The 19,627-nt window shown below is 58.1% G+C and carries 15 protein-coding genes and 4 pseudogenes; 10 read left to right on the top strand and 9 right to left on the bottom strand.

Annotated elements, in window-relative coordinates; genetic code table 11:
- The first annotated feature begins 72 nt into the window (after positions 1 to 72).
- Entirely contained in the window at positions 73 to 2,442 is a 2,370-nt protein-coding gene (locus tag FFH21_RS15575) for a glucose/quinate/shikimate family membrane-bound PQQ-dependent dehydrogenase (protein ID WP_011168872.1), read from the top strand.
- A 79-nt stretch (positions 2,443 to 2,521) separates the two neighbouring features.
- On the opposite strand, the gene FFH21_RS15570 is transcribed toward FFH21_RS15575, so the two are convergent.
- From FFH21_RS15570 to FFH21_RS15535, 6 genes and pseudogenes are all read right to left on the bottom strand, one after another.
- Positions 2,522 to 2,824, bottom strand: a complete 303-nt coding sequence (locus tag FFH21_RS15570) for a contact-dependent growth inhibition system immunity protein (protein WP_004643190.1) — start codon at positions 2,822 to 2,824, stop codon at positions 2,522 to 2,524.
- A 138-nt stretch (positions 2,825 to 2,962) separates the two neighbouring features.
- Positions 2,963 to 3,423 (bottom strand): annotated as a pseudogene (locus FFH21_RS15565) (SMI1/KNR4 family protein).
- 101 nt (positions 3,424 to 3,524) lie between these two features.
- Positions 3,525 to 3,998: a hypothetical protein gene (locus tag FFH21_RS15560; RefSeq protein ID WP_004665578.1), complete on the bottom strand. Its 474-nt coding sequence runs from the start codon at positions 3,996 to 3,998 to the stop codon at positions 3,525 to 3,527.
- Positions 3,998 to 4,588: pseudogene (locus FFH21_RS15555) on the bottom strand (hypothetical protein); the annotation flags it as partial. The gene FFH21_RS15560 and the pseudogene FFH21_RS15555, both read right to left, overlap by 1 nt.
- Before the next feature lie 195 nt (positions 4,589 to 4,783).
- Positions 4,784 to 6,016, bottom strand: a pseudogene (locus FFH21_RS15545) (IS91-like element IS801 family transposase).
- A gap of 92 nt (positions 6,017 to 6,108) precedes the next feature.
- Positions 6,109 to 6,717 (bottom strand): annotated as a pseudogene (locus FFH21_RS15535) (ABC transporter substrate-binding protein); the annotation flags it as partial.
- A gap of 205 nt (positions 6,718 to 6,922) precedes the next feature.
- Here FFH21_RS15535 and FFH21_RS15530 point away from each other — a divergent pair.
- From FFH21_RS15530 to FFH21_RS15515, 4 genes are all read left to right on the top strand, one after another.
- Complete coding sequence (locus FFH21_RS15530) at positions 6,923 to 7,831, top strand: LysR substrate-binding domain-containing protein (RefSeq protein ID WP_011168868.1); 909 nt, start codon at positions 6,923 to 6,925, stop codon at positions 7,829 to 7,831.
- 174 nt (positions 7,832 to 8,005) lie between these two features.
- Positions 8,006 to 8,911: a GTP cyclohydrolase FolE2 gene (gene folE2, locus FFH21_RS15525; RefSeq protein WP_011168867.1), complete on the top strand. Its 906-nt coding sequence runs from the start codon at positions 8,006 to 8,008 to the stop codon at positions 8,909 to 8,911.
- A gap of 11 nt (positions 8,912 to 8,922) precedes the next feature.
- On the top strand, positions 8,923 to 9,483 hold the full coding sequence (locus FFH21_RS15520; RefSeq protein ID WP_011168866.1) for a carbonate dehydratase: 561 nt from the start codon (positions 8,923 to 8,925) through the stop codon (positions 9,481 to 9,483).
- 51 nt (positions 9,484 to 9,534) lie between these two features.
- On the top strand, positions 9,535 to 10,701 hold the full coding sequence (locus tag FFH21_RS15515; protein WP_011168865.1) for a DUF1624 domain-containing protein: 1,167 nt from the start codon (positions 9,535 to 9,537) through the stop codon (positions 10,699 to 10,701).
- 48 nt (positions 10,702 to 10,749) lie between these two features.
- Here the strand turns inward: FFH21_RS15515 and FFH21_RS15510 are convergent, their stop codons facing one another.
- Entirely contained in the window at positions 10,750 to 11,355 is a 606-nt protein-coding gene (locus tag FFH21_RS15510) for a helix-turn-helix domain-containing protein (protein ID WP_004665568.1), read from the bottom strand.
- 290 nt (positions 11,356 to 11,645) lie between these two features.
- Between FFH21_RS15510 and glnT the strand changes: the two genes are divergently transcribed.
- From glnT to FFH21_RS15480, 5 genes are all read left to right on the top strand, one after another.
- Complete coding sequence (gene glnT / locus FFH21_RS15505; RefSeq protein WP_004665567.1) at positions 11,646 to 12,980, top strand: type III glutamate--ammonia ligase; 1,335 nt, start codon at positions 11,646 to 11,648, stop codon at positions 12,978 to 12,980.
- A gap of 124 nt (positions 12,981 to 13,104) precedes the next feature.
- Complete coding sequence (locus FFH21_RS15500) at positions 13,105 to 14,025, top strand: glutamine amidotransferase family protein (RefSeq protein WP_004665566.1); 921 nt, start codon at positions 13,105 to 13,107, stop codon at positions 14,023 to 14,025.
- Positions 14,022 to 14,705 carry a protein glxC gene (locus FFH21_RS15495; protein ID WP_004665565.1) on the top strand — a complete coding sequence of 228 codons (684 nt, stop codon included), beginning with the start codon at positions 14,022 to 14,024 and terminating at the stop codon, positions 14,703 to 14,705. The genes FFH21_RS15500 and FFH21_RS15495 overlap by 4 nt, the downstream gene beginning before the upstream one ends.
- A 15-nt stretch (positions 14,706 to 14,720) precedes the next feature.
- The gene (locus FFH21_RS15490; protein WP_004660555.1) at positions 14,721 to 16,055 is read left to right on the top strand and encodes an FMN-binding glutamate synthase family protein; all 1,335 of its coding nucleotides are present in this window, start codon (positions 14,721 to 14,723) and stop codon (positions 16,053 to 16,055) included.
- A gap of 492 nt (positions 16,056 to 16,547) precedes the next feature.
- Entirely contained in the window at positions 16,548 to 17,873 is a 1,326-nt protein-coding gene (locus FFH21_RS15480; RefSeq protein ID WP_004660553.1) for an ammonium transporter, read from the top strand.
- A 169-nt stretch (positions 17,874 to 18,042) separates the two neighbouring features.
- On the opposite strand, the gene FFH21_RS15470 is transcribed toward FFH21_RS15480, so the two are convergent.
- Both FFH21_RS15470 and FFH21_RS15465 read right to left on the bottom strand, forming a co-directional pair.
- Positions 18,043 to 19,080, bottom strand: a complete 1,038-nt coding sequence (locus tag FFH21_RS15470) for an LLM class flavin-dependent oxidoreductase (RefSeq protein WP_004660551.1) — start codon at positions 19,078 to 19,080, stop codon at positions 18,043 to 18,045.
- A 208-nt stretch (positions 19,081 to 19,288) separates the two neighbouring features.
- A complete protein-coding gene (locus FFH21_RS15465; protein WP_004665564.1) occupies positions 19,289 to 19,624 on the bottom strand; it encodes a hypothetical protein in 336 nt (111 codons plus the stop codon).
- Positions 19,625 to 19,627: the final 3 nt, after the last annotated feature.

The following is a 19,627-nucleotide window of genomic DNA, read 5'->3' as shown; positions in this document are numbered from 1 at the left end:
CCTGCGACAATTTGTCATTATGAACCGTTTGGTACATTCTGTTCGGCTGTAAAAATCCGACAGGTTTGAAAAATGACGAACAAGCAAGACACAGGAACTGGCGGCAGGTTGCTGCTGCTTGGGCTGGGAGTACTGATCGCCCTGATCGGGCTCGGTCTGGCAGGTGGCGGCGGCTATCTGGTGACATTGGGCGGCAGCTGGTTCTTCCTGCTGATGGGACTGGCGATGCTGGTCAGTGGTGCGCTGATCGCCGTGCGCAAACCCAAAGGTGCCGGGTTGTATGGCATCGCCCTGATACTGACCGCCGTCTGGGCTATCTGGGATGCAGGCCTGCACTATTGGCCGCTGGTGTCCCGCCTATTGACCTTTGCCGTGATCGGCCTGGTGATTGCGCTGATCTACCCGACACTGGTTCGCGCTTCGGGTGCTCAGGCAGGCCGCGGTGCCTATGGTCTGGCCGGTCTGTTGGCCATCGGTGTTGTGGCGACCATCGGCTACATGTTCGTTCCGAGCCATGTGGTCAGCGCCAGCAGCGTGCCGGCTATTGTCCCGGTGGCACCGGGTGCCGAGCAGAAGGACTGGGCACACTGGGGCAATACCCCGGCAGGTAACCGGTTCGCTGCTCTGGATCAGATCAACAAGAGCAACGTCGACAAGCTGCAGGTTGCCTGGACCTTCCACACCGGCGACATTCCGCAGAGCACAGGTGCCGGTGCAGAAGACCAGAACACCCCGCTGCAGATCGGCGACACGGTGTACACCTGCACCGCCTACGGCAAAGTATTCGCACTGGATGCTGACACCGGCACTCAGCGCTGGAAGTTCGACCCGCAGGGCAGTGCGCCCAACTGGCAGCGCTGCCGAGGCCTGGGCTACTTCCCCGCACCCGCAGCTGCACCCGACGCACCTGCCCAGCCAGCCGCCGCGTGCGCCACACGCGTGTTTCTGCCGACTGGCGACGCTCGCCTGATCGCACTCGATGCCAGGACCGGCGAGACCTGCAAGGACTTTGGTAATCAAGGCGTAGTCGATCTGAAAACCGACATGGGCGAAGTCAAGGAAGGCTACTACCAGCAGACCTCGACGCCGCTGGTGGCGGGCAATGTGGTTGTGGTGGGCGGTCGGGTTGCCGACAACTTCTCCACCGGCGAACCTCCAGGCGTGGTGCGTGCTTTCGACGTACACAGCGGCGAGCTGGTCTGGGCATGGGATCCGGGTAACCCGAATACCAACAAGCGTCCGCCAGCAGGCGAAACCTATACGCGTGGCACGCCGAACGTCTGGTCGGCCATGTCCTACGATGACAAGCTCGGCCTGATCTACCTGCCGACCGGTAACGCTACACCCGACTTCTTCGGCGGGACGCGTACCGAGCAGGACGACAAATGGTCCTCATCAGTCGTTGCGGTGGACGTAAAGACCGGTCAGGTGCGCTGGAACTTCCAGATGACCCACCATGATCTATGGGACTTCGACATTCCGGCGCAGCCGTTGCTGTATGACATCCCGGACGGCAAGGGCGGTACGCAGCCGGCATTGGCGCAAGTCACCAAGCAGGGCGAGATTTTTCTGCTCAACCGCGAAACCGGCGTGCCGATTTCGCGTGTCGAAGAACGCCCTGTGCCGCAGGGCAATGTGCCGGGCGAGCGCTATTCGCCGACCCAGCCGTTCTCGGTGGACATGCCGTCGATTGGCAACCAGACCCTCAAAGAGTCGGACATGTGGGGTGCTACGGCGTTCGACCAGCTGATGTGCCGCATCGCTTTCAAAGGCATGCGTCACGAGGGCGTTTACACACCGCCAGGCCTGGCCCCTGCGTTGCAGTTCCCCGGCTCGCTGGGCGGCATGAACTGGGGCAGCGTCTCGGTCGACCCGACCAACAACTATATGTTCGTCAATGACATGCGCCTGGGCCTGGCCAACTACATGATCCCGCGCGACAAGATCGCCGCCGGTGCCAGTGGTATCGAGATGGGCGTCGTGCCGCAAACCGGCACGCCGTTTGGTGCCATGCGCCAGCGCTTCCTGTCTGCCGTCGGCATACCGTGCCAGGCACCGCCGTTCGGCACCATGTCGGCGATTGACCTGAAAACCAAAAAGCTGATGTGGCAGGTTCCGGTCGGCACCGTGAAAGACACAGGTCCGATGGGCATCCGCATGGGCCTGCCGATTCCGATTGGCATGCCGACGCTGGGCGCTTCGTTGTCTACCCAGTCGGGCTTGCTGTTCTTCGCCGGTACCCAGGACTTCTACCTGCGTGCCTTCGACAGCGGCAACGGCAACGAAGTCTGGAAGGCCCGTCTGCCAGTCGGCAGTCAGTCCGGCCCGATGACCTACGTGTCGCCCAAAACCGGCAAGCAATACATCCTGCTCACCGCCGGCGGCGCCCGCCAATCGCCGGATCGTGGCGATTACGTGATTGCCTACGCGTTACCCAAGTAACGTGCTTCAACGTTGAGGGGCAGATTTTGCCCCTCGATTTGTCATGTCACATGCTGGATGTCTCGCGGACAGATGGATGCTATTGTTGGCTTGTGAAGTAAATGGCCATTTTGGATAGCCAATCCGAATAATGAGTGTGTTTACTGCTGGGCTCGAAATAGCACCCCAATGTGGTTGTCATTATTTCGCTGTAGTCTGTTTCTGTCATGGGCTGGCTTAACAGATGCTCAATTTCTTTTACGCTATCTCGCAAACAGCTCAAGGGTTCACATTTTACGATCTCTTCAAGCACGTGATTGCTGTCCGAGAACTCTTCCGTCCAGTCCTGATGAAAATAGCAACCTAGTAATCGGCTCAGGTTGGCGTATTGATCTGTTTTCATGAGGATGTCCGGCTTTTTGTTATGGGGGCAGGCTTCAATTTTTGATAATTGATGATATAAGGTGCGAATCTGTTTGATATGAATGGGGGAGGCGGAATTGTTGATGGGATGTTATTAGGCTGCAGTTTGGCTTTGCGTTTAGGAGTGGGCGATTATTCTTTTGACAAGATACTCATAAAAATTCGCTGCATAGAGGATCGCTGCTCCTGAAGGTATTTTCAAGAAGATCTGGCATTCATTGTTTTGTAAGTATTATAGTCAAAGAAGAAAACTTCGCCAAGGTCCGTTCTGCTGATGACCAATTTTTCTGGGGTGGTCGACTTGTTTTTGAGTTCGTTAATATGTTGGAAGACAATATCTCCACCCTGTATACTATCGAAGTCCATGCCGTAGATACTGCAAATCTCCTCGGTGCCTACTTCTCCTCCCGCATAATTCCGTAAAAACCATTTGTAGGAGTCAGGCAGTGGGTGACCTAAACGCTGTTCTGCCTTAATAATCAACTCATCGGCCACAGCGTCGGCAGGTGTTCCAAATGCTGCTACATTCTCATTTGTCTTCATAAGGTTTCCAAGATCAAATGCTGTCAAATTAGTCATTTCATTACTCGTGAGTATTCGCGCAGTTAAATCTAGTTCCACCTCCTGTATCTGCTCCTGAAAATTCAAATAGTTCAGTATTTGCTAGAGGCTTTCCACGCTCATCTGTTGACTTTGGTTACGTTTGAGTAATCGCCGAACTCGGGGATTTTTTCGTAATTGTCTTTAGGCTCGAAATGCGATTTGGCTTCCTCAAGCTTATGTGGGTTTAGCTGCTCCCGACGAATCAAAAGCTCGCCGCTTTCTTTGAAGATGTAGCTGGTTCCAACTGAGATTTTCCCGGCGTCATCAAATTCACGATGGGTTGCCATCGTGAGGAAAAGCGTTTCTGAATCCAGGCATTGGAACTGATAGGTAAGGTATTCGCGCTGATGGTCATCCAGAAATCCAACGCCCACCATGTTCTTGTCTAAAATCATTTCTACGAAACAAGCTGGTTTAGAGTCTGAGCCTATCAACGCTGTATAAGGTTTTTTAGCCAAATGCAAAGCGTTGGCGGTAGCCTCGTCCATAGGGTCGATTGCACGATGCTTAAGGCGGAACCAGGACTTGCAATAAAAAATAGAAGGACTCATCAATACACCTTTCCGTTGATATCTCTAATTAAAACTCCTGCTTTGTCTGCAGAGTCTAAAATAGTTTGGGGTATTATACCTGTTTGAGGTGAGACTTCCAGTATCAAAGCGCCCTGTAATTTTTGTCCTGCCAAAGAACCACTGGATGGAGCATTCGCTATAGTAGAGCCGCTCGGGTACTTTGATATTGCTTCATTTATATAACTTTTGGCGGTGGATTCAGATATTTTTGAAAATTGAGTTAATTTGCGTGATATAATTTCTCCAGTTGTTGGGTTGTATGAATCTAGTCGGTAATAGCCATTGCCGTCAGGCCTCTGTATGTAGACCTCATTGTAGGGGTAATTTTTTGATTGAACTCTATTAAACTCGTTACCTGCATCGAGTCGCTGCAGCCACTCTGGTTTTGATGAGGTATTTGCCACGTCGTTGGATTCTTTTTTTGCATCTGGCCGATTAGATGGCGAGGGTGTAGTTGGCGGCTCTTGGGTGTCCATTACTCCCCGGAGCGGTGAAGGCTCACTCCTCCGCAACTCAGGATGAGCCAGCAACTTCTGCTCATTCCGAGCCAACCAACCCGCAATTTGCTTGATGCATAGGAATTTATGCATAGGAATTTCAAAATGCCTATGCATCAGGCTGACGCTATGACGGAGGCGTCATGCCTTCAAAGCGATGGGTAGGAAGACGCTGATGCGTTACTTATGCAGTGAAAATCCCTATCAACAAGCATTAATGCAGGTTATTTCACCGCGAAGCCTAGGTGCGGACGCACCTAGGCCCTGTCAGGGCTTCACGTACCTCATCTGCGCAATCGCCTGAGCGTTGAGGTTCAGTCCCTGCACCGTCAGCCCGCTGATTGCCGCCGTGTATACCATCCGCGCGCCACACAGCACGCAGCGGAACGGATCGACGTTTAGAAAGGCTTTGGCCATCTGCACAAAATACAGCTTCGGTGTCGGTCCTGGCGTCGCCATCTTCAGTGCTTCATAGACCTTTGGCAGGTACTGCCCGCAGACCCGATTGGCCAGAAAACCAAAATACCGGATCATCCGGAAATGCTTTTCCGGGATGTGCTGCACCACCCGGAAAAGCATGTCGGCCTGGCTCAGCGTTTCCTGCTGATAGGTCTGTGTGCGGTGATCCAGGTAGGTGAAGCTCAACGTGGCCCCGTTGGTGTAATGCGCCAGACGACTGCCCGAGATGGGCGGTTTTTTCAGGTAGCGGCCCAGGTAATTGACGGTCTTTCGGCCGTTTTTCGTCTTCTTCGACAAGTGGATGTGCCAGTGCTGGCCACCAGCGGTCAGTATCAAACGGCGCCAGTCGCTTTCACAGAGGATGTGGGCCAGCGGCGGCGGCATCGTCAGTTGCGAAAGCGGCTGTCCCAGCAGGTAATCGCGCACCAGCCACATCCAGCGCCGCCGCAGGGCCTCTTTGTGGAACGACAGATTTTTCCAGACGCCCTGCTCATCCAGGCCGCCCGCGGTCACCGACAGGTGGACGTGGGGATGCCAGTTGAGCCGCCGGCCATAGGTGTGCAGCGCCCCTTAAATCCCGACGCGCAAACCGCGCCGCTTGGCGGCGTAGATCAGGTTATCGGCCGCCAGCCGAAACAGCGCATCGAGCAGCCAGCGGTTGTAGAAGAACAGGGGCCATAGCGTGTCGGGCAGCGTGAACACCAGATGCTGCCAGGGGCAGTCGGGCAGACGGTTGTTTTGCACGGTGATCCACTGGTCGGTGGCCTTTTTGCCGCAGGAGGGACAGGCCCGGCAATGGCAGGTGTTGCACAGGTATTTGACGTGCGGGCAGCTGTGGTTGCCGCAGGTGTAGTGTTTGACGCCCAGTATCGAGGTGCCGCAGGCGAGCATTTTGGTGACGGACTCGACTTCGATGTCGCGTAAGCCGCCCTCCTCGAGGAGGTGTGCCCAGCACTGGTTAGCGGTGAAGAGGTTTTTGAGCGGTCGAGGTGTGTAGGCAGGACTCATCTGAAGCAGCAGCGGTGGGTAAGCAGGCTTCATGATGGTCAATAACGGGCCTCATGGCAAAGCTCAAATCGATGTTTCTGCTGCTACGCGATCGTAAGAACGGGCGATTTTCAGCCGCAGGCTGCCCTGTTCATCTTCACGCCTTCACCGGTAGCAATGGCCGTCACCTTGTAAGGCCCCGTGCCAATTGGTTTACGGCTGAAGCCTGCCATCCCGACCTCTTCGAAATACTTTTTCGGGAACATCGGCACATTGTTGGAAAGGTATTCCAGCGCAGGCGGGAAAGGCTTTTTCAGGTGCAGGCGCACGCTGTAGTCACCCAGTTTTTCGGCACTCTTGATCCAGTCGACGTTTTGTACGGTGACCACCTTGGACTCGGGCGACACCACATAATTGAGGGTGAATACCACGTCATCTGCCGTGAACGGATCGCCGTTGTGAAACTTCACGCCCTCGCGCAGCTGGAAATCGATGGTGGTGTCGTCGACCTGCTTCCAGCTGGTGGCGAGCATGGGTTGGTACTCGCCATTGTCCGGGTTGCGATAGACCAGGTTGTCCCAGATCAGGCGACCGAGAATCACGCCCTCGCGCAGGTCGTTGTGATAGGGGCTGATGTTCTCCGGTTCGCTGTCGGAGGCGTAGACCAGTGTGTCGTCGGCTTTGCCAGCCAGGGCGGAAAAACTGCTGAACAGGCTCAATAGCGCGATGCTGCGAGCGAAACCCTTGATTCCCATGCCGTCGTCTCCAAAAGGCAAAGTGGATGTATCAAAGGGCAGTGGGGTCGCAAATGCGAGAAGAGGGGAGAAACGAGGCTGCAGTGTTCTTTTGATTGGGCTGTATTGATGTTGCGCCTCGACATGACTCTAGCCAAAGCGTATCAATGCCAAAAGCACAATATTTCGAACCTTTCATTGCCGAAAAGGCAACACAGGAGCCGCGATGCAACTCTACGGCGTACAGTCCACCGCGTTGCGCTACTTCCTCGAAGTGGCGCGTTGCGGGTCGATCAGCGAGGCGTCGATACGGCTCAATGTCGCGTCCTCGGCAGTCAGTCGACAGATCAGCAAGCTGGAGCGCGAGCTGGATGCCGTGCTGTTCGAGCGCCAGGCACGCGGCATGATGCTTAGCGAGGCGGGTATCCGTCTGGCAGCCTATGCGCGCAAATCACAGCTGGAAGCAGAGCAGGTCGTGCTGGAAATCACCGAGCTGCAAGGCTTGCAGCGTGGTCATGTGCGAATTGCCTGCTCGGAGGGCTTTGCCCTGGATTTTCTGCCGCAGTGCATTGCGCGTTTTCGGCGGCAGTATCAGGGTATCCATTTCTCGATGGAGGTCTGTGCTCCGGCGCAGGCCACCGAGCGGGTGCGCTCCGGGGATGCGGACCTGTGTCTGACCTTCAGCCTGACACCGCAGAACGAAATCAAGGTCGAGCACATTCACAGCGGTGCGATCTGCGCGGTGGTCAGTCATAACCATTCGCTGGCCTCACGCACCGAAGTCTCGCTGGCCGAGCTGCAACCCTATGCCATCGCCCTGACCAATCCCGACACGACCTTGCGCCAGTTGTTCGACATCTGTTGCGGGGTGCAGGGCCTGCTGTTCGATCCGGTGCTGACCAGCAATTACATTGGCGCGCTACTGCGGTTTGTGCGTGAGGAGGGCGGTATAAGCCTGTCCAGCGAGATGACGCTGGACAAGCGCGCCCACGAAAAACAGCTCAAGTCGCTGCCAATCAGCGACGAAGGCATGAAGGCGCGTCGTATCGAACTGCAAAGCATGGCCGGACGCAACCTGCCCGCAGCGGTTGCGGCCTTTCGGGATTTTCTGATCGAGGAGCTGGCAAAGACCTGACACGCAGGTGGCGTCGGTGGTGCGCTGTAACGGGCTGGTAGCGTTTGGTTGATGAAGTCCATAAGCATGATGTTATAGTGTAACGAATTTGCGGCTGCACGCTGTGCGGCCGTGAACCGCCAACATCAGGCTTCGCCCCCTCGGCGAGGTTCGCCAAAGAGACGACTGACGCACATGAACAACCCCCTCCCAGACGTTGCCCTGACGGAAGTTTCCTCGGCCCTGGTTTCACTTGACTGGGTCGGCATGCAGGGCGTCGAAGTGCCCGTCAGGCTGGCCGAAGCGGGCGTCCGGTATCCGGTCCATGCGCATGTCGATCTGCAAGTCGATCTGGCCGATCCGAGTGTCAAAGGTATCCATATGTCGCGGCTCTACCGGCTCCTCGACAGGTATGCCGAGCACCAGATACTGAGCCCCGATACGCTGGGTGCGCTGCTGGAAGCCATGGTCGAAAGTCACCTGGACTGCCATTCCAGCCGCGCCCGGCTCACCCTGAGCTTCAATCTGCTGTGCCGTCGCCCGGCGTTGATTACCGAAGGGCTCAGTGGCTGGAAATCCTACCCGGTGAAGCTTGACGCCACATGGCACGCCGGCCGTTTGTGCCTCGATGTTTCAGCCGACATCACTTATTCGTCTACCTGCCCGTGCTCGGCTGCACTGTCTCGACAACTGCTGGAAGGGGCTTTTACGGCACGCTTTGGCAGGCAGTCGTTTGTCGACCCGATGCAGGTTGCGACCTGGCTGCGCGAGAACGCCTCGTTCGCCACGCCGCACAGCCAGCGCAGCGTGGCTACTGTCCAGGTGCGGGTGGCAGAGCAGGCGACCGAACTGGGCCTGATGACGCTGATCGACGCGGTCGAGCAGGCGTTGGGCACCCCGGTACAAACCGCCGTCAAGCGTGCCGACGAGCAGGCATTCGCCCGGCTCAACGGCCAGAACCTGATGTACGTCGAAGACGCCGCGCGCAAGGTCCAGCAAGCGCTGGAAGGCCGCTATGCAGCCTCCAGCGTCAGTGTGCGTCACTTCGAAAGCCTGCATCCGCACGATGCGGCCGCCCAGACTTCCAACTACCTGTCCTGAGGTTTCATTCCGTGATCCGTAAAAATCCTTCCGGCCATCTGCCGGTCATTGCTGAGTCCGCCTACATCGATAAGACCGCGATCATCTGCGGCAAGGTGATCATCAAGGACAACGTGTTTGTCGGTCCCTATGCCGTGATCCGCGCCGACGAAGTCGACGCTACAGGGGACATGGAGCCGATTGTCATCGGCGCCAATTCCAATATTCAGGATGGCGTGGTGATTCACTCCAAATCGGGTGCTGCGGTGACCATCGGCGAGTTCACCTCGATTGCCCACCGCTCCATCGTGCACGGACCTTGCATGGTCGGAGACCGCGTCTTCATCGGCTTCAACAGCGTGCTGTTCAACTGCCAGGTCGGCAACGGCAGTGTGGTCAGACACAACTCGGTGGTCGACGGTCGCGATTTGCCGGAGAATTTTTACGTGCCTTCCACCACTCGGATCGGGCCTAATACTGAGCTCTCGCAATTCCCGCCGGTGAGCATTTCGGCCTCGGAATTTTCCGAAGACGTGGCGCACACCAACATTGACCTGGTGCGCGGCTACAAGGCAATTCAGAACGAGTTCTGACACAGAACACAATCGACTCATTGCACTTCCGGCTACGGATCTGGATTTTTCATGACAGCAGTTGTTCAACCAACCCGCGCGCCAGCATCACGGCTGCGCTCTATCGATGCTCTGCGCGGGCTGATCATTCTTTTCATGCTGCTGGACCACGTGCGGGAAACCTTCTTCCTGCACCGCCAGGTCCTCGACCCGATGGAGGTCGCGAGCACCGAGCCCGCCCTGTTTTTCAGCCGCACACTGGCGCATTTATGTGCGCCGCTGTTTGTTCTGCTGACCGGGCTTTCGGCGTACCTGTATGGCGAGAAATATCAGGGCAAGACTGACGTGTCGGCGTTTCTGCTCAAGCGCGGGCTGTTCCTCATTGCCCTGGAGTTCACCCTGGTGAGCTTCGCCTGGACCTTCCAGTTCCCGCCGACCATCATCTACCTGCAAGTGATCTGGGCCATCGGCCTGAGCATGGTTGCGCTGTCGCTGATGGTGTATCTGCCGCGCTGGGCGCTGGTGGTCATTGGCGTGGTGATCATTGCCGGGCATAACCTGCTGGACTCACTGCACTTCGGTGTCGAGTCGGCCATGCACATTCCGTGGGCGATTCTGCATGATCGGGGCTGGATCGAGGTCTCCGATAACCTGCGTTTCCGTACCTCTTACCCGTTATTGCCGTGGATTGGCGTTATCGCGCTGGGCTACGCCGCAGGCCCTTGGTTTGCGAGTAGTTACGAGGCTTCGAAACGACGTGCAAACCTGTGGATGTGGGGTGGGGGAGCGCTGTCGGGCTTTGTGGTCCTGCGCATGATCAACGGCTACGGTGAAAAACCGTGGAGCGTTGGCGAGACCGGCGTGCAAACGGTCATGAGCTTCTTCAACATCACCAAATACCCACCGTCGTTGCTGTTCATCAGCCTGACGCTGGGGATCGGTTTGCTGATTCTCATTGCCTTCGAACGCAGTCAGGAAAAAAGCTGGTTGCGGCCCTTGGTGGTGCTCGGCTCGGCACCGATGTTTTTCTACCTGCTGCACCTGTACGTCCTGAAGATTCTGTACCTGATTGCCGTAGTGATCTGGGGAACCAACCAGGGCAAATACTTCGGTTTCGACCACATATGGGGTGTCTGGCTGACCTCGGTGGTACTGGCGGTGCTGCTGTTTCCGGCCGTGCGCTGGTTCGCTGAGCTGAAGGCGCGTCGTCGCGATATCAGCTGGTTGAAATACCTGTAACCACCGTAGGCACGGCGCGCCATCAGGCGCGCCGCTGCCGGTCTGACCTCAATCGCCCTGCGCACCATAGTTCATGATCGACAGCAGCTTGATCGGCACCTGCACCAGTTGCTCGGGACCGTGGGGAATGTCGCCGTCGAAGGTCAGGCTGTCACCGGCCTGCATCGGATACAGCTGATTGCCGTGGCGGTAGATCAGCTCGCCTTCGAGCAGGTGGAGAAACTCGGTGCCGGGGTGTGAGAAGGTCGGAAACTCCTCGCTGGCATCGTCCATCGTCACCATGTACGCCTCGAAACTCTTCTTCGGCCCACGGGTATGGTTGAGCAAGTGATAGGTGTGGCCTTTCTCGGTGCCGCGCCTTACCACCTCAAGCCCTTCATCGGCTTTCACCAGCAGTGCACTGCTGCCTTGCTGATCGTACTGGCTGAACAGCTTGGACATGGGCATGCCCAGCACGTCGCAAAGACGGCTGAGGTTGTCGAGACTGGTCGACACCTGTGCATTTTCGATCTTGCTCAGCATGCCCTGGCTGATACCGGCAATGCGCGCTACGTCGGCAAGTTTCAGCTCCTGAGCCTGGCGCTGGCGTTTGATCTGAATACCCAGGTATTGCTCAAGCTTCAATTTCGGATGCGGTTCGGTCGGCATATTCATCGGCTGCGCACAGTTTCCGTTCAATAATTTTTATTTCGCACTGGGAATGTGCATTTTGCCGCTGTCATCGCGTGCTTCGGTTGCAGATTATTCCCGGAGAGAAAACAAGTTTCCCATATAAACAGCTGAATTGCCCCTTCCACGTCTCTTCGATTTGCTGGCATACCAAACTGGCAAGCGCTTTGCATTCCTAAAGGGAAAGTAAATTTCCTGCTCAGAATATATTCTCGGCGGGTAGTGAAACAACGCTCCTTCCCTGAAACGTTTTGCCATGCCAGGAGACACGTCCCATGTTGCCACCCGAAACACAGCGCCTGATCGAACAGCACGGCATCAAGTACGTGCTGGCTCAGTTCGTGGATATTCATGGTTCGGCCAAGACCAAGTCGGTTCCTGTGACGGGCCTGGAAATGGTTGCAGAGGACGGTGCCGGGTTCGCCGGTTTCGCTATCTGCGGCATGGGCATGGAACCCCACGGCCCGGACTTCATGGCCAGGGGCGACCTGTCGTCGCTGACCCCGGTGCCCTGGCAGCCGGGGTATGGGCGGGTGGTGTGCATCGGTCATGTGGATGGCAAGCCGTGGCCCTATGACAGCCGTTATGTGTTGCAGCAGCAGGTCGAACGCCTCAGCCAGCGTGGCTGGACCCTCAATACCGGGCTGGAGCCCGAGTTCAGCCTGTTCAAGCGCGATGCTGCGGGCAGCCTGCAAATGGTCGATGCCAGCGATAACCTCGACAAGCCTTGCTATGACTACAAGGGGCTGTCGCGTTCACGTGAGTTTCTCGAGCGTTTGACCGAGGCGCTACAGCCGGTGGGCTTCGACATTTATCAGATCGATCACGAAGACGCCAACGGCCAGTTCGAGATCAATTACACCTACAGCGAGGCCATGGAGTCGGCGGACCGCTTCACTTTCTTCCGCATGGCGGCCGGGGAGATCGCCAACGACATGGGCATGATCTGCTCGTTCATGCCCAAACCCGATCCGAAGCGTGCGGGCAACGGCATGCACTTCCACCTGTCGATCGCCAGTGCCAGCAGCAAGAACCTGTTTCACGACGCCAGCGACCCCAGCGGCATGGGCCTGTCGAAGATGGCCTATCACTTTGCGGCTGGCCTGCTGGCTCACGGCCCCGCGCTGTGTGCCTTCGCGGCACCCACGGTCAACTCCTACAAACGCCTGGTGGTCGGCAACTCGCTGTCGGGGGCGACCTGGGCTCCAGCGTTCATCGCCTTCGGCGCCAACAACCGTTCGGCGATGGTGCGGGTGCCCTATGGCCGCCTCGAGTTTCGCCTGCCGGACGCCGGTTGCAACCCATATCTGGTCAGCGCCGCGATCATCGCCGCAGGGCTGGACGGTATCGACCGGCAGCTGGAGATCGATCACGTCTGCAACGAGAACCTTTACACATTGAGCCTGGAAGAAATCGCCGCACGGGGCATCAAGACCCTGCCGCAGTCGCTCAAGGAAGCCTGCGATGCACTCGAAGCCGACCCTTTGTTCGCCGAGGTGCTGGGCAACGAGATCGTTGGTGAGTTCCTCCGCCTCAAACGCATGGAATGGGTGGAGTACAGCCGCCACGTGAGTGACTGGGAAGTGAAGCGTTATATCGAGTTTTTCTAGCTGCACGTTTCAAGCTTCAGGCTGCAATAAGAAGCTGGATTGCGGCGTATTGAATTTTTCTGTCTATGCGGTTGGCTTGCAGCTTGTAGCTAAAAGCTTGCCGCTTCCGAACAAGGTGAGGCTTATGTGCGGAATCGTTGGTTTGTATCTGAAGAACCCGGCGCTGGAATCACAACTCGGCAGGTTGTTCGAACCGATGCTCGAGGCTATGACGGACCGCGGGCCGGACAGCGCCGGGTTTGCCATTTATGGCGATGAAGTGGCGCAGGGCTGGGTCAAGCTGACCTTGCAGGCCACCACCGAACAGTATGATTTCAAGGCGCTGATCGCGGCGCTGCAAAGCAGACTGGATGCACCACTGGACTGGTTTCAGAACGCCAGCGCCGTGGTATTGAAGATTCAGGCAGAAGAAGCCCCGGTGCGTGCTGCACTGGCGCAGCTGGCGCCCACCGTGCGCATCATGAGCGCCGGACAGAGTATCGAGATCCTCAAGGGCATGGGGTTGCCGAGGGAGATTTCCGAGCGCTTCGGTCTGGCGTCCATGAAGGGCAGCCACATCATCGGCCATACGCGCATGGCCACTGAAAGTGCGGTGACCATGGAAGGCAGTCATCCGTTTTCCACGGGTTCGGACCTGTGTCTGGTGCACAACGGTTCGCTGTCCAATCACTTTCGCCTGCGTCAGAACCTGCGGCGTGAAGGCATTCACTTCGAGACCGACAACGACACCGAGGTGGCCGCCGGTTATCTGGCCTGGCGCCTGCAACAGGGCGACAGCCTCAAGCAGGCGCTCGACAAATCGCTGGAGGACCTCGATGGCTTTTTTACCTTCGCCATCGGCACGCGCAATGGTTTTGCGGTGATTCGCGATCCGATTGCCTGCAAACCGGCCATTCTCGCCGAAACCGACGATTACGTCGCCATGGCCTCGGAATACCAGGCGCTGTCCAGCCTGCCGGGTATCGAAAACGCCAGGGTCTGGGAACCGGTCCCTGCCACTATGTACATCTGGGAACGCGAGCCAGCCGAGGGAGCACGCTCATGAAAACCGTCGATCTTTCCAGCGCCACCGTGCGTGATCTCAACCAGGCTCTGCACGATCAGGTCAAGGCATTGCAAGAGCGCGAATGGCTGGTCACCCATCCTGACGGCGCGCATAACCTGGCGGTCGGCGTCAACGAGGCCATCTCCATCGATATTCAGGGCCATGCCGGCTATTACTGCGCGGGTATGAACCAGAAAGCTTCGATCACCGTGCACGGCAATGTGGGTGTTGGTTGCGCCGAGAACATGATGTCCGGCGCAGTCCGGGTCAAGGGCAGCGCCTCGCAGGCGGCAGGTGCCACGGCGCACGGCGGTTTGCTGGTGATTGAAGGCGATGCCGGAGCGCGCTGTGGCATTTCCATGAAAGGCATCGACATTGTGGTCGGCGGCAGCATCGGCCACATGAGCTGCTTCATGGGCCAGGCCGGTCGGCTGGTGGTCTGCGGCGACGCGGGCGATGCGCTGGGTGACTCGTTGTACGAAACGCGGATCTACGTCAAAGGCAAGGTCGAGTCGCTGGGCTCTGACTGCATCGCCAAGGAGATGCGCGAAGAGCATCTGCAGGAGTTGCAGGAGCTGCTCAATCGCGCGGGCTTCAACGAGAAGGCCGCGGATTTCAAACGCTATGGCTCGGCCCGTCAGCTTTACAACTTCAAAGTCGATAACGCCTCCGCGTACTGATTCAGGAGCATTACCATGAGCGACCCTATCAGCAACAAACCTGCTCCAGTCCTGCGCGAGTCGGCCACCTTTGATCGCCTGACCATTCAGGAAATCCAGCGTGCTGCGGAAACCGGCATCTACGACATTCGCGGTGGCGGCACCAAGCGCAAGCTGCCGCACTTCGACGACCTGCTGCTGCTTGGCGCAAGCGTCTCGCGCTACCCGCTGGAAGGCTATCGCGAGAAGTGCGGCACCGACGTGGTGCTGGGTAATCGTTTCGCCAAAAAGCCGCTGTACCTGAAAATTCCGGTGACTATCGCAGGCATGAGCTTCGGCGCATTGTCGGCCAACGCCAAGGAAGCGCTGGGCCGCGGCGCAACCATTGCCGGCACCAGTACCACCACCGGCGATGGCGGCATGACCCCGGAAGAGCGCGGTCAGTCGCAGCATCTGGTCTACCAGTACCTGCCATCGCGTTACGGCATGAATCCCGACGATCTGCGCAAGGCCGATGCCATCGAAATCGTCCTGGGGCAGGGCGCCAAACCCGGTGGCGGCGGCATGTTGCTGGGCATGAAAGTGACCGAGCGCGTGGCTGGCATGCGCACCTTGCCGGTCGGCGTCGATCAGCGTTCTGCGTGCCGACACCCGGACTGGACCGGCCCCGACGATCTGGCAATCAAGATTGCCGAGATCCGCGAGATCACCGACTGGGAAAAGCCGATCTACGTGAAGATAGGTGCCAGCCGCCCGTACTACGACGTCAAGCTGGCGGTGAAGGCTGGTGCTGACGTGATTGTGCTCGACGGCATGCAGGGCGGTACTGCGGCCACTCAGGAAGTGTTCATCGAGCACGTCGGCATTCCGATTCTGCCTGCCATCCCGCAAGCCGTGCAGGCGCTGCAGGAGATGGGCATGCACCGCAAGGTGCAGTTGATCGTCTCCGGCGGCATCCGCAACGGCGCCGACGTGGCCAAGGCCATGGCTCTGGGCGCTGATGCAGTGGCAATTGGTACAGCCGCTTTGATAGCCCTGGGCGACAACCATCCGCGTCTCGACGAAGAACTGAGAAAGATCGGCTCGGCAGCGGGTTACTACGACGACTGGCAGAACGGCCGCGACCCTGCGGGCATCACCACCCAGGACCCGGAACTGTCCAAACGTCTCGACCCGGTCGAAGGCGGTCGGCGTCTGGCCAACTACCTGCGCGTGCTGGTGCTGGAGGCTCAGACCATGGCCCGCGCCTGCGGCAAGTCGCACCTGCACAACCTCGACCCGGAAGACCTGGTGGCGCTGACCGTCGAGTCTGCGGCGATGGCCCGAGTGCCCTTGGCCGGGACGTCGTGGATTCCGGGTTCTGGTTACTGATTCGATAACGTGCTTATCGACCGCGATGGCACAGACGACGCAGAGTGCGACGTTAGTGACGGCTGAGTCCTGGCGCTGATCCGGGGGTAGCCTGGCAGGACGCCAGGCTAGCCGCACCGGACCATGGATGGTCCGTTGCGGCGACCCCCGGATCAGTGACAGGGCGAAGGAACCCGACGAAGTCGGGCCGGAAACAGGAGCGAAGGGATTTGCCTACTTTGGCCCCATTAAAGTAGGTCGCCGAGGGGCGAAAAGGTGACTCAAGTCGAGCCTGAATCTCACTGAGTCGCAGAACTGTGTGACGCGGAGCGTCACGACTGCATTACCACGCGGAGCGTGGGAACGAGAACCTTGGTGGTTTAAGCCCCGCTTTCGGGCTCATCGGACTTATATAACGCCATTCGCGCCACGAGAACTTGACCCCCAAGAGGCCGAAGAGCCTCGCCTGTCTCGATGACCTTTCTTGCTGCCAGACACGCGGGAGCTTTGAACATGGTCAATCGTCTACACGGCAAATCCCTTACAGCTTTACTCGCGCCAGGCGCCTTCGCTCCGATTGCGCAGGCAGCTGACGCCCCCGTTTTGAACACCGGCAGCACGGCGTGGATGATCACCGCAGCAGTGCTGGTGCTGTTCATGTGCCTTCCGGGGCTGGCGCTGTTTTACGGCGGGCTGGTACGGGCCAAGAACATGTTGTCGCTGTTCACTCAGTGCTTCGGCATTGCCGGAGTGGTCGGCGTGCTGTGGGTCATCTACGGGTACAGCATGGTAGTGGATACCAGCAACATGGTCGAAGGGCAGGTGAGCTTCAACAGCTTTGTCGGCGGACTGAGCCGCGCGTTTCTGGCCGGCATGACCCCCGACAGTCTGGTCGGTGACATTCCGGAAGGCGTGTTTGTGACCTTCCAGATGACCTTCGCCATTATCACGCCTGCGCTGATTGCCGGAGCCTTTGCCGCACGCATGAAATTCTCGGCCGCGCTGCTGTTCATGGCGCTCTGGTTTACGCTGGTGTATGCGCCGGTCGCGCATATGGTCTGGGGCGGGGCAGGTGCACTGATGCATAACTGGGGCGTGCTGGACTTTGCTGGTGGCACCGCTGTGCACATCAATGCCGGTGTCGCGGCACTGGCGGCGTGTCTGGTGCTGGGCAAACGCAAGGGCTATCAGAATACCCCGATGCCTGCGCACAACCTGAGCCTGACCATGGCTGGCGCGGCGATGCTCTGGGTCGGCTGGTTTGGTTTCAATATCGGCTCTGGTGGCGGCCTGAACGGCACTTCCGGCATCGTCATGCTCAACACGCAAGTGGGGGCCTGCGCCGGGATACTCGGCTGGATGTTCACCGAGTGGTTCAAGGTCGGCAAACCCAGCGCGCTGGGTCTGGCAAGCGGCGCGCTGGCGGGGCTGGTCGGCATTACGCCTGCCTGTGCCTATGTCGGCGTCGGCGGGGCACTGGCGATTGGCGTGCTGTGCGGGGTGTTCTGCTACCTGAGCGTGACCGTGCTGAAAAAACGCCTGGGTTATGACGACAGCCTCGACGTGTTCGGCCTGCACGGCATCGGCGGCATGATCGGCGCAGTGCTGACCGGCGTGTTCTGCGTGCCCTCACTGGGCGGGCTGGTGCCGGATGTCAGCATGGGAGCTCAGGTAATTGCCCAGATCAAAGGCGTGCTGTTCACCACGGTATATTGCTTCGCAGTCAGCTGGATCATCCTCAAGGCCGTGCAGGCACTGATCGGCCTGCGTGCGCATGAATCAGTGGAAGAGATGGGGCTGGATCTGGCCGAGCATAACGAGCGGGCTTATAACCATTGAAGGTTGGCCTTAACTGAGTGGAGCGAGAGTAAAGTCCAGACACCTCTCGTTCCGCACGCTCCAGCGTGGGAATGCATTTCGCGACGCTCTGCGTCGCAAGGGGCGCGGAGCGTCCTGAACTGCACGCCAACGCGGAGTATTGGCAAGCGAGCTGTCGTTCTCGTTCAGCTCAACGAAACACCGGCACCACGTGCTTGATAAACAGCTCAAGTGATTTTTTCTTCTCCGCGTGCGGCAAGCTGTTGTCGCACCAGAAACTGAACTCGTCGACTCCCAGCTCCTGGTAATGGCGGATGCGCGGGATGATCTCTTCCGGCGTGCCGATCATGGTGTTCTTGCGGATATTCTCCAGCTCGAACTCCGGACGCTCCTTGAATTTCTCTTCCGGGCTGGGTGCCAGAAAACCATTCACCGGCGTCTGCTTGTTGCCGAACCAGGCGTCGAAGGTGCGGTAGAACTTCGCGATGGCGGCAGCACCGGTTTTCCAGCCCTCAGGATTGTCCGCAGCATGCACATGCGTGTGGCGCAAAACCATCAGTTGTGGACGAGGTACGTCGGGGTTATTGGCCAGCGCTGCTTCGAACTTGTTCTTCAGGTCGACGACTTCTTCGTCGCCTTTCATCAATGGCGTGACCATCACGTTGCAGCCGTTCTGCACGGCGAAGTTATGCGAATCAGGGTCGCGAGCAGCGATCCACATGGGTGGCGTGTTGATTGGCTTGGGTACGGAGGTCGAAGTCGGGAATTTCCAGATATCGCCGTCGTGGGCATAGTCACCCTGCCACAGCGCACGGACTACCGGCACCATTTCGCGCAACGCCTTGCCGCCTTCGGAGGCCGGCATGCCGCCCGCCATGCGGTCGAACTCCACTTGATAGGCACCGCGCGCCAGGCCGACTTCCATGCGCCCGTTGCTGATCACATCCAGCAGCGCGCATTCTCCTGCCACCCGCAACGGATGCCAGAACGGCGCAATGATGGTACCCGCCCCCAGATGAATGCGCGTTGTTCTGGCGGCCAGATACGCCAGCAGCGGCATGGGGCTCGGCGATATTGTGTATTCCATCGCATGGTGTTCGCCGATCCACACGGTGCTGAAACCGCCTTGCTCGGCCATCAGCGTCAGCTCGGTCAGGTCTTCAAAAAGCTGGCGATGACTGACACTTTCATCCCAGCGTTCCATGTGCACGAACAACGAAAACTTCATGACACTTACCTCGCTTAAATCCTGCTGCCTGCACGGGCATGGTGAGTTATTTCTGTCTGATGGTATACCGTAATACTTTGCATGCAAGCGTTTTTTGCGTCCGACGTGTTGGCTGAATGGCGAGGTAGCCGAAACGAAAAAAGCGCCTCATGAGAGGCGCTTTCGGGCGTAGTGAATTCAGCCGGGGAGGTGCTTGATCAGTGCGACATCAACTGCAGGCTTCGGACTCGATGTAGTCGGCTGTGGAATCGCGTATCACCGGACCCATGCCGCTGACGGCGCGAGCCTGTTGCATGATTTCCAGAGTAGAGCCGGTGCCCACCAGGTTCACTGTGTGATTGGCGCAGTTGTAGACGCGCTTGGAGTAGATCACGCCCAGCAGACCTTCACGTCGAGTGACGACGACGCGCGCTTGGGGACTGCCGCTTTTCTCCACCAGCGCGTGCTGCCCGGTCGGGTCATGAGGGACGTTTATGGTTTTGGCTTCGGCATGCGCCGACAGTGCGGGGATCATCAAGGCCAGTAAAAAGGCATGCAGTTTCATCGG

This window comes from Pseudomonas sp. KBS0707, assembly GCF_005937945.2.
GTDB lineage: Bacteria > Pseudomonadota > Gammaproteobacteria > Pseudomonadales > Pseudomonadaceae > Aquipseudomonas > Aquipseudomonas amygdali.
Note: the sequence above shows the minus strand (reverse complement) of the source record. Positions and strands in the feature narration are given on the sequence as shown.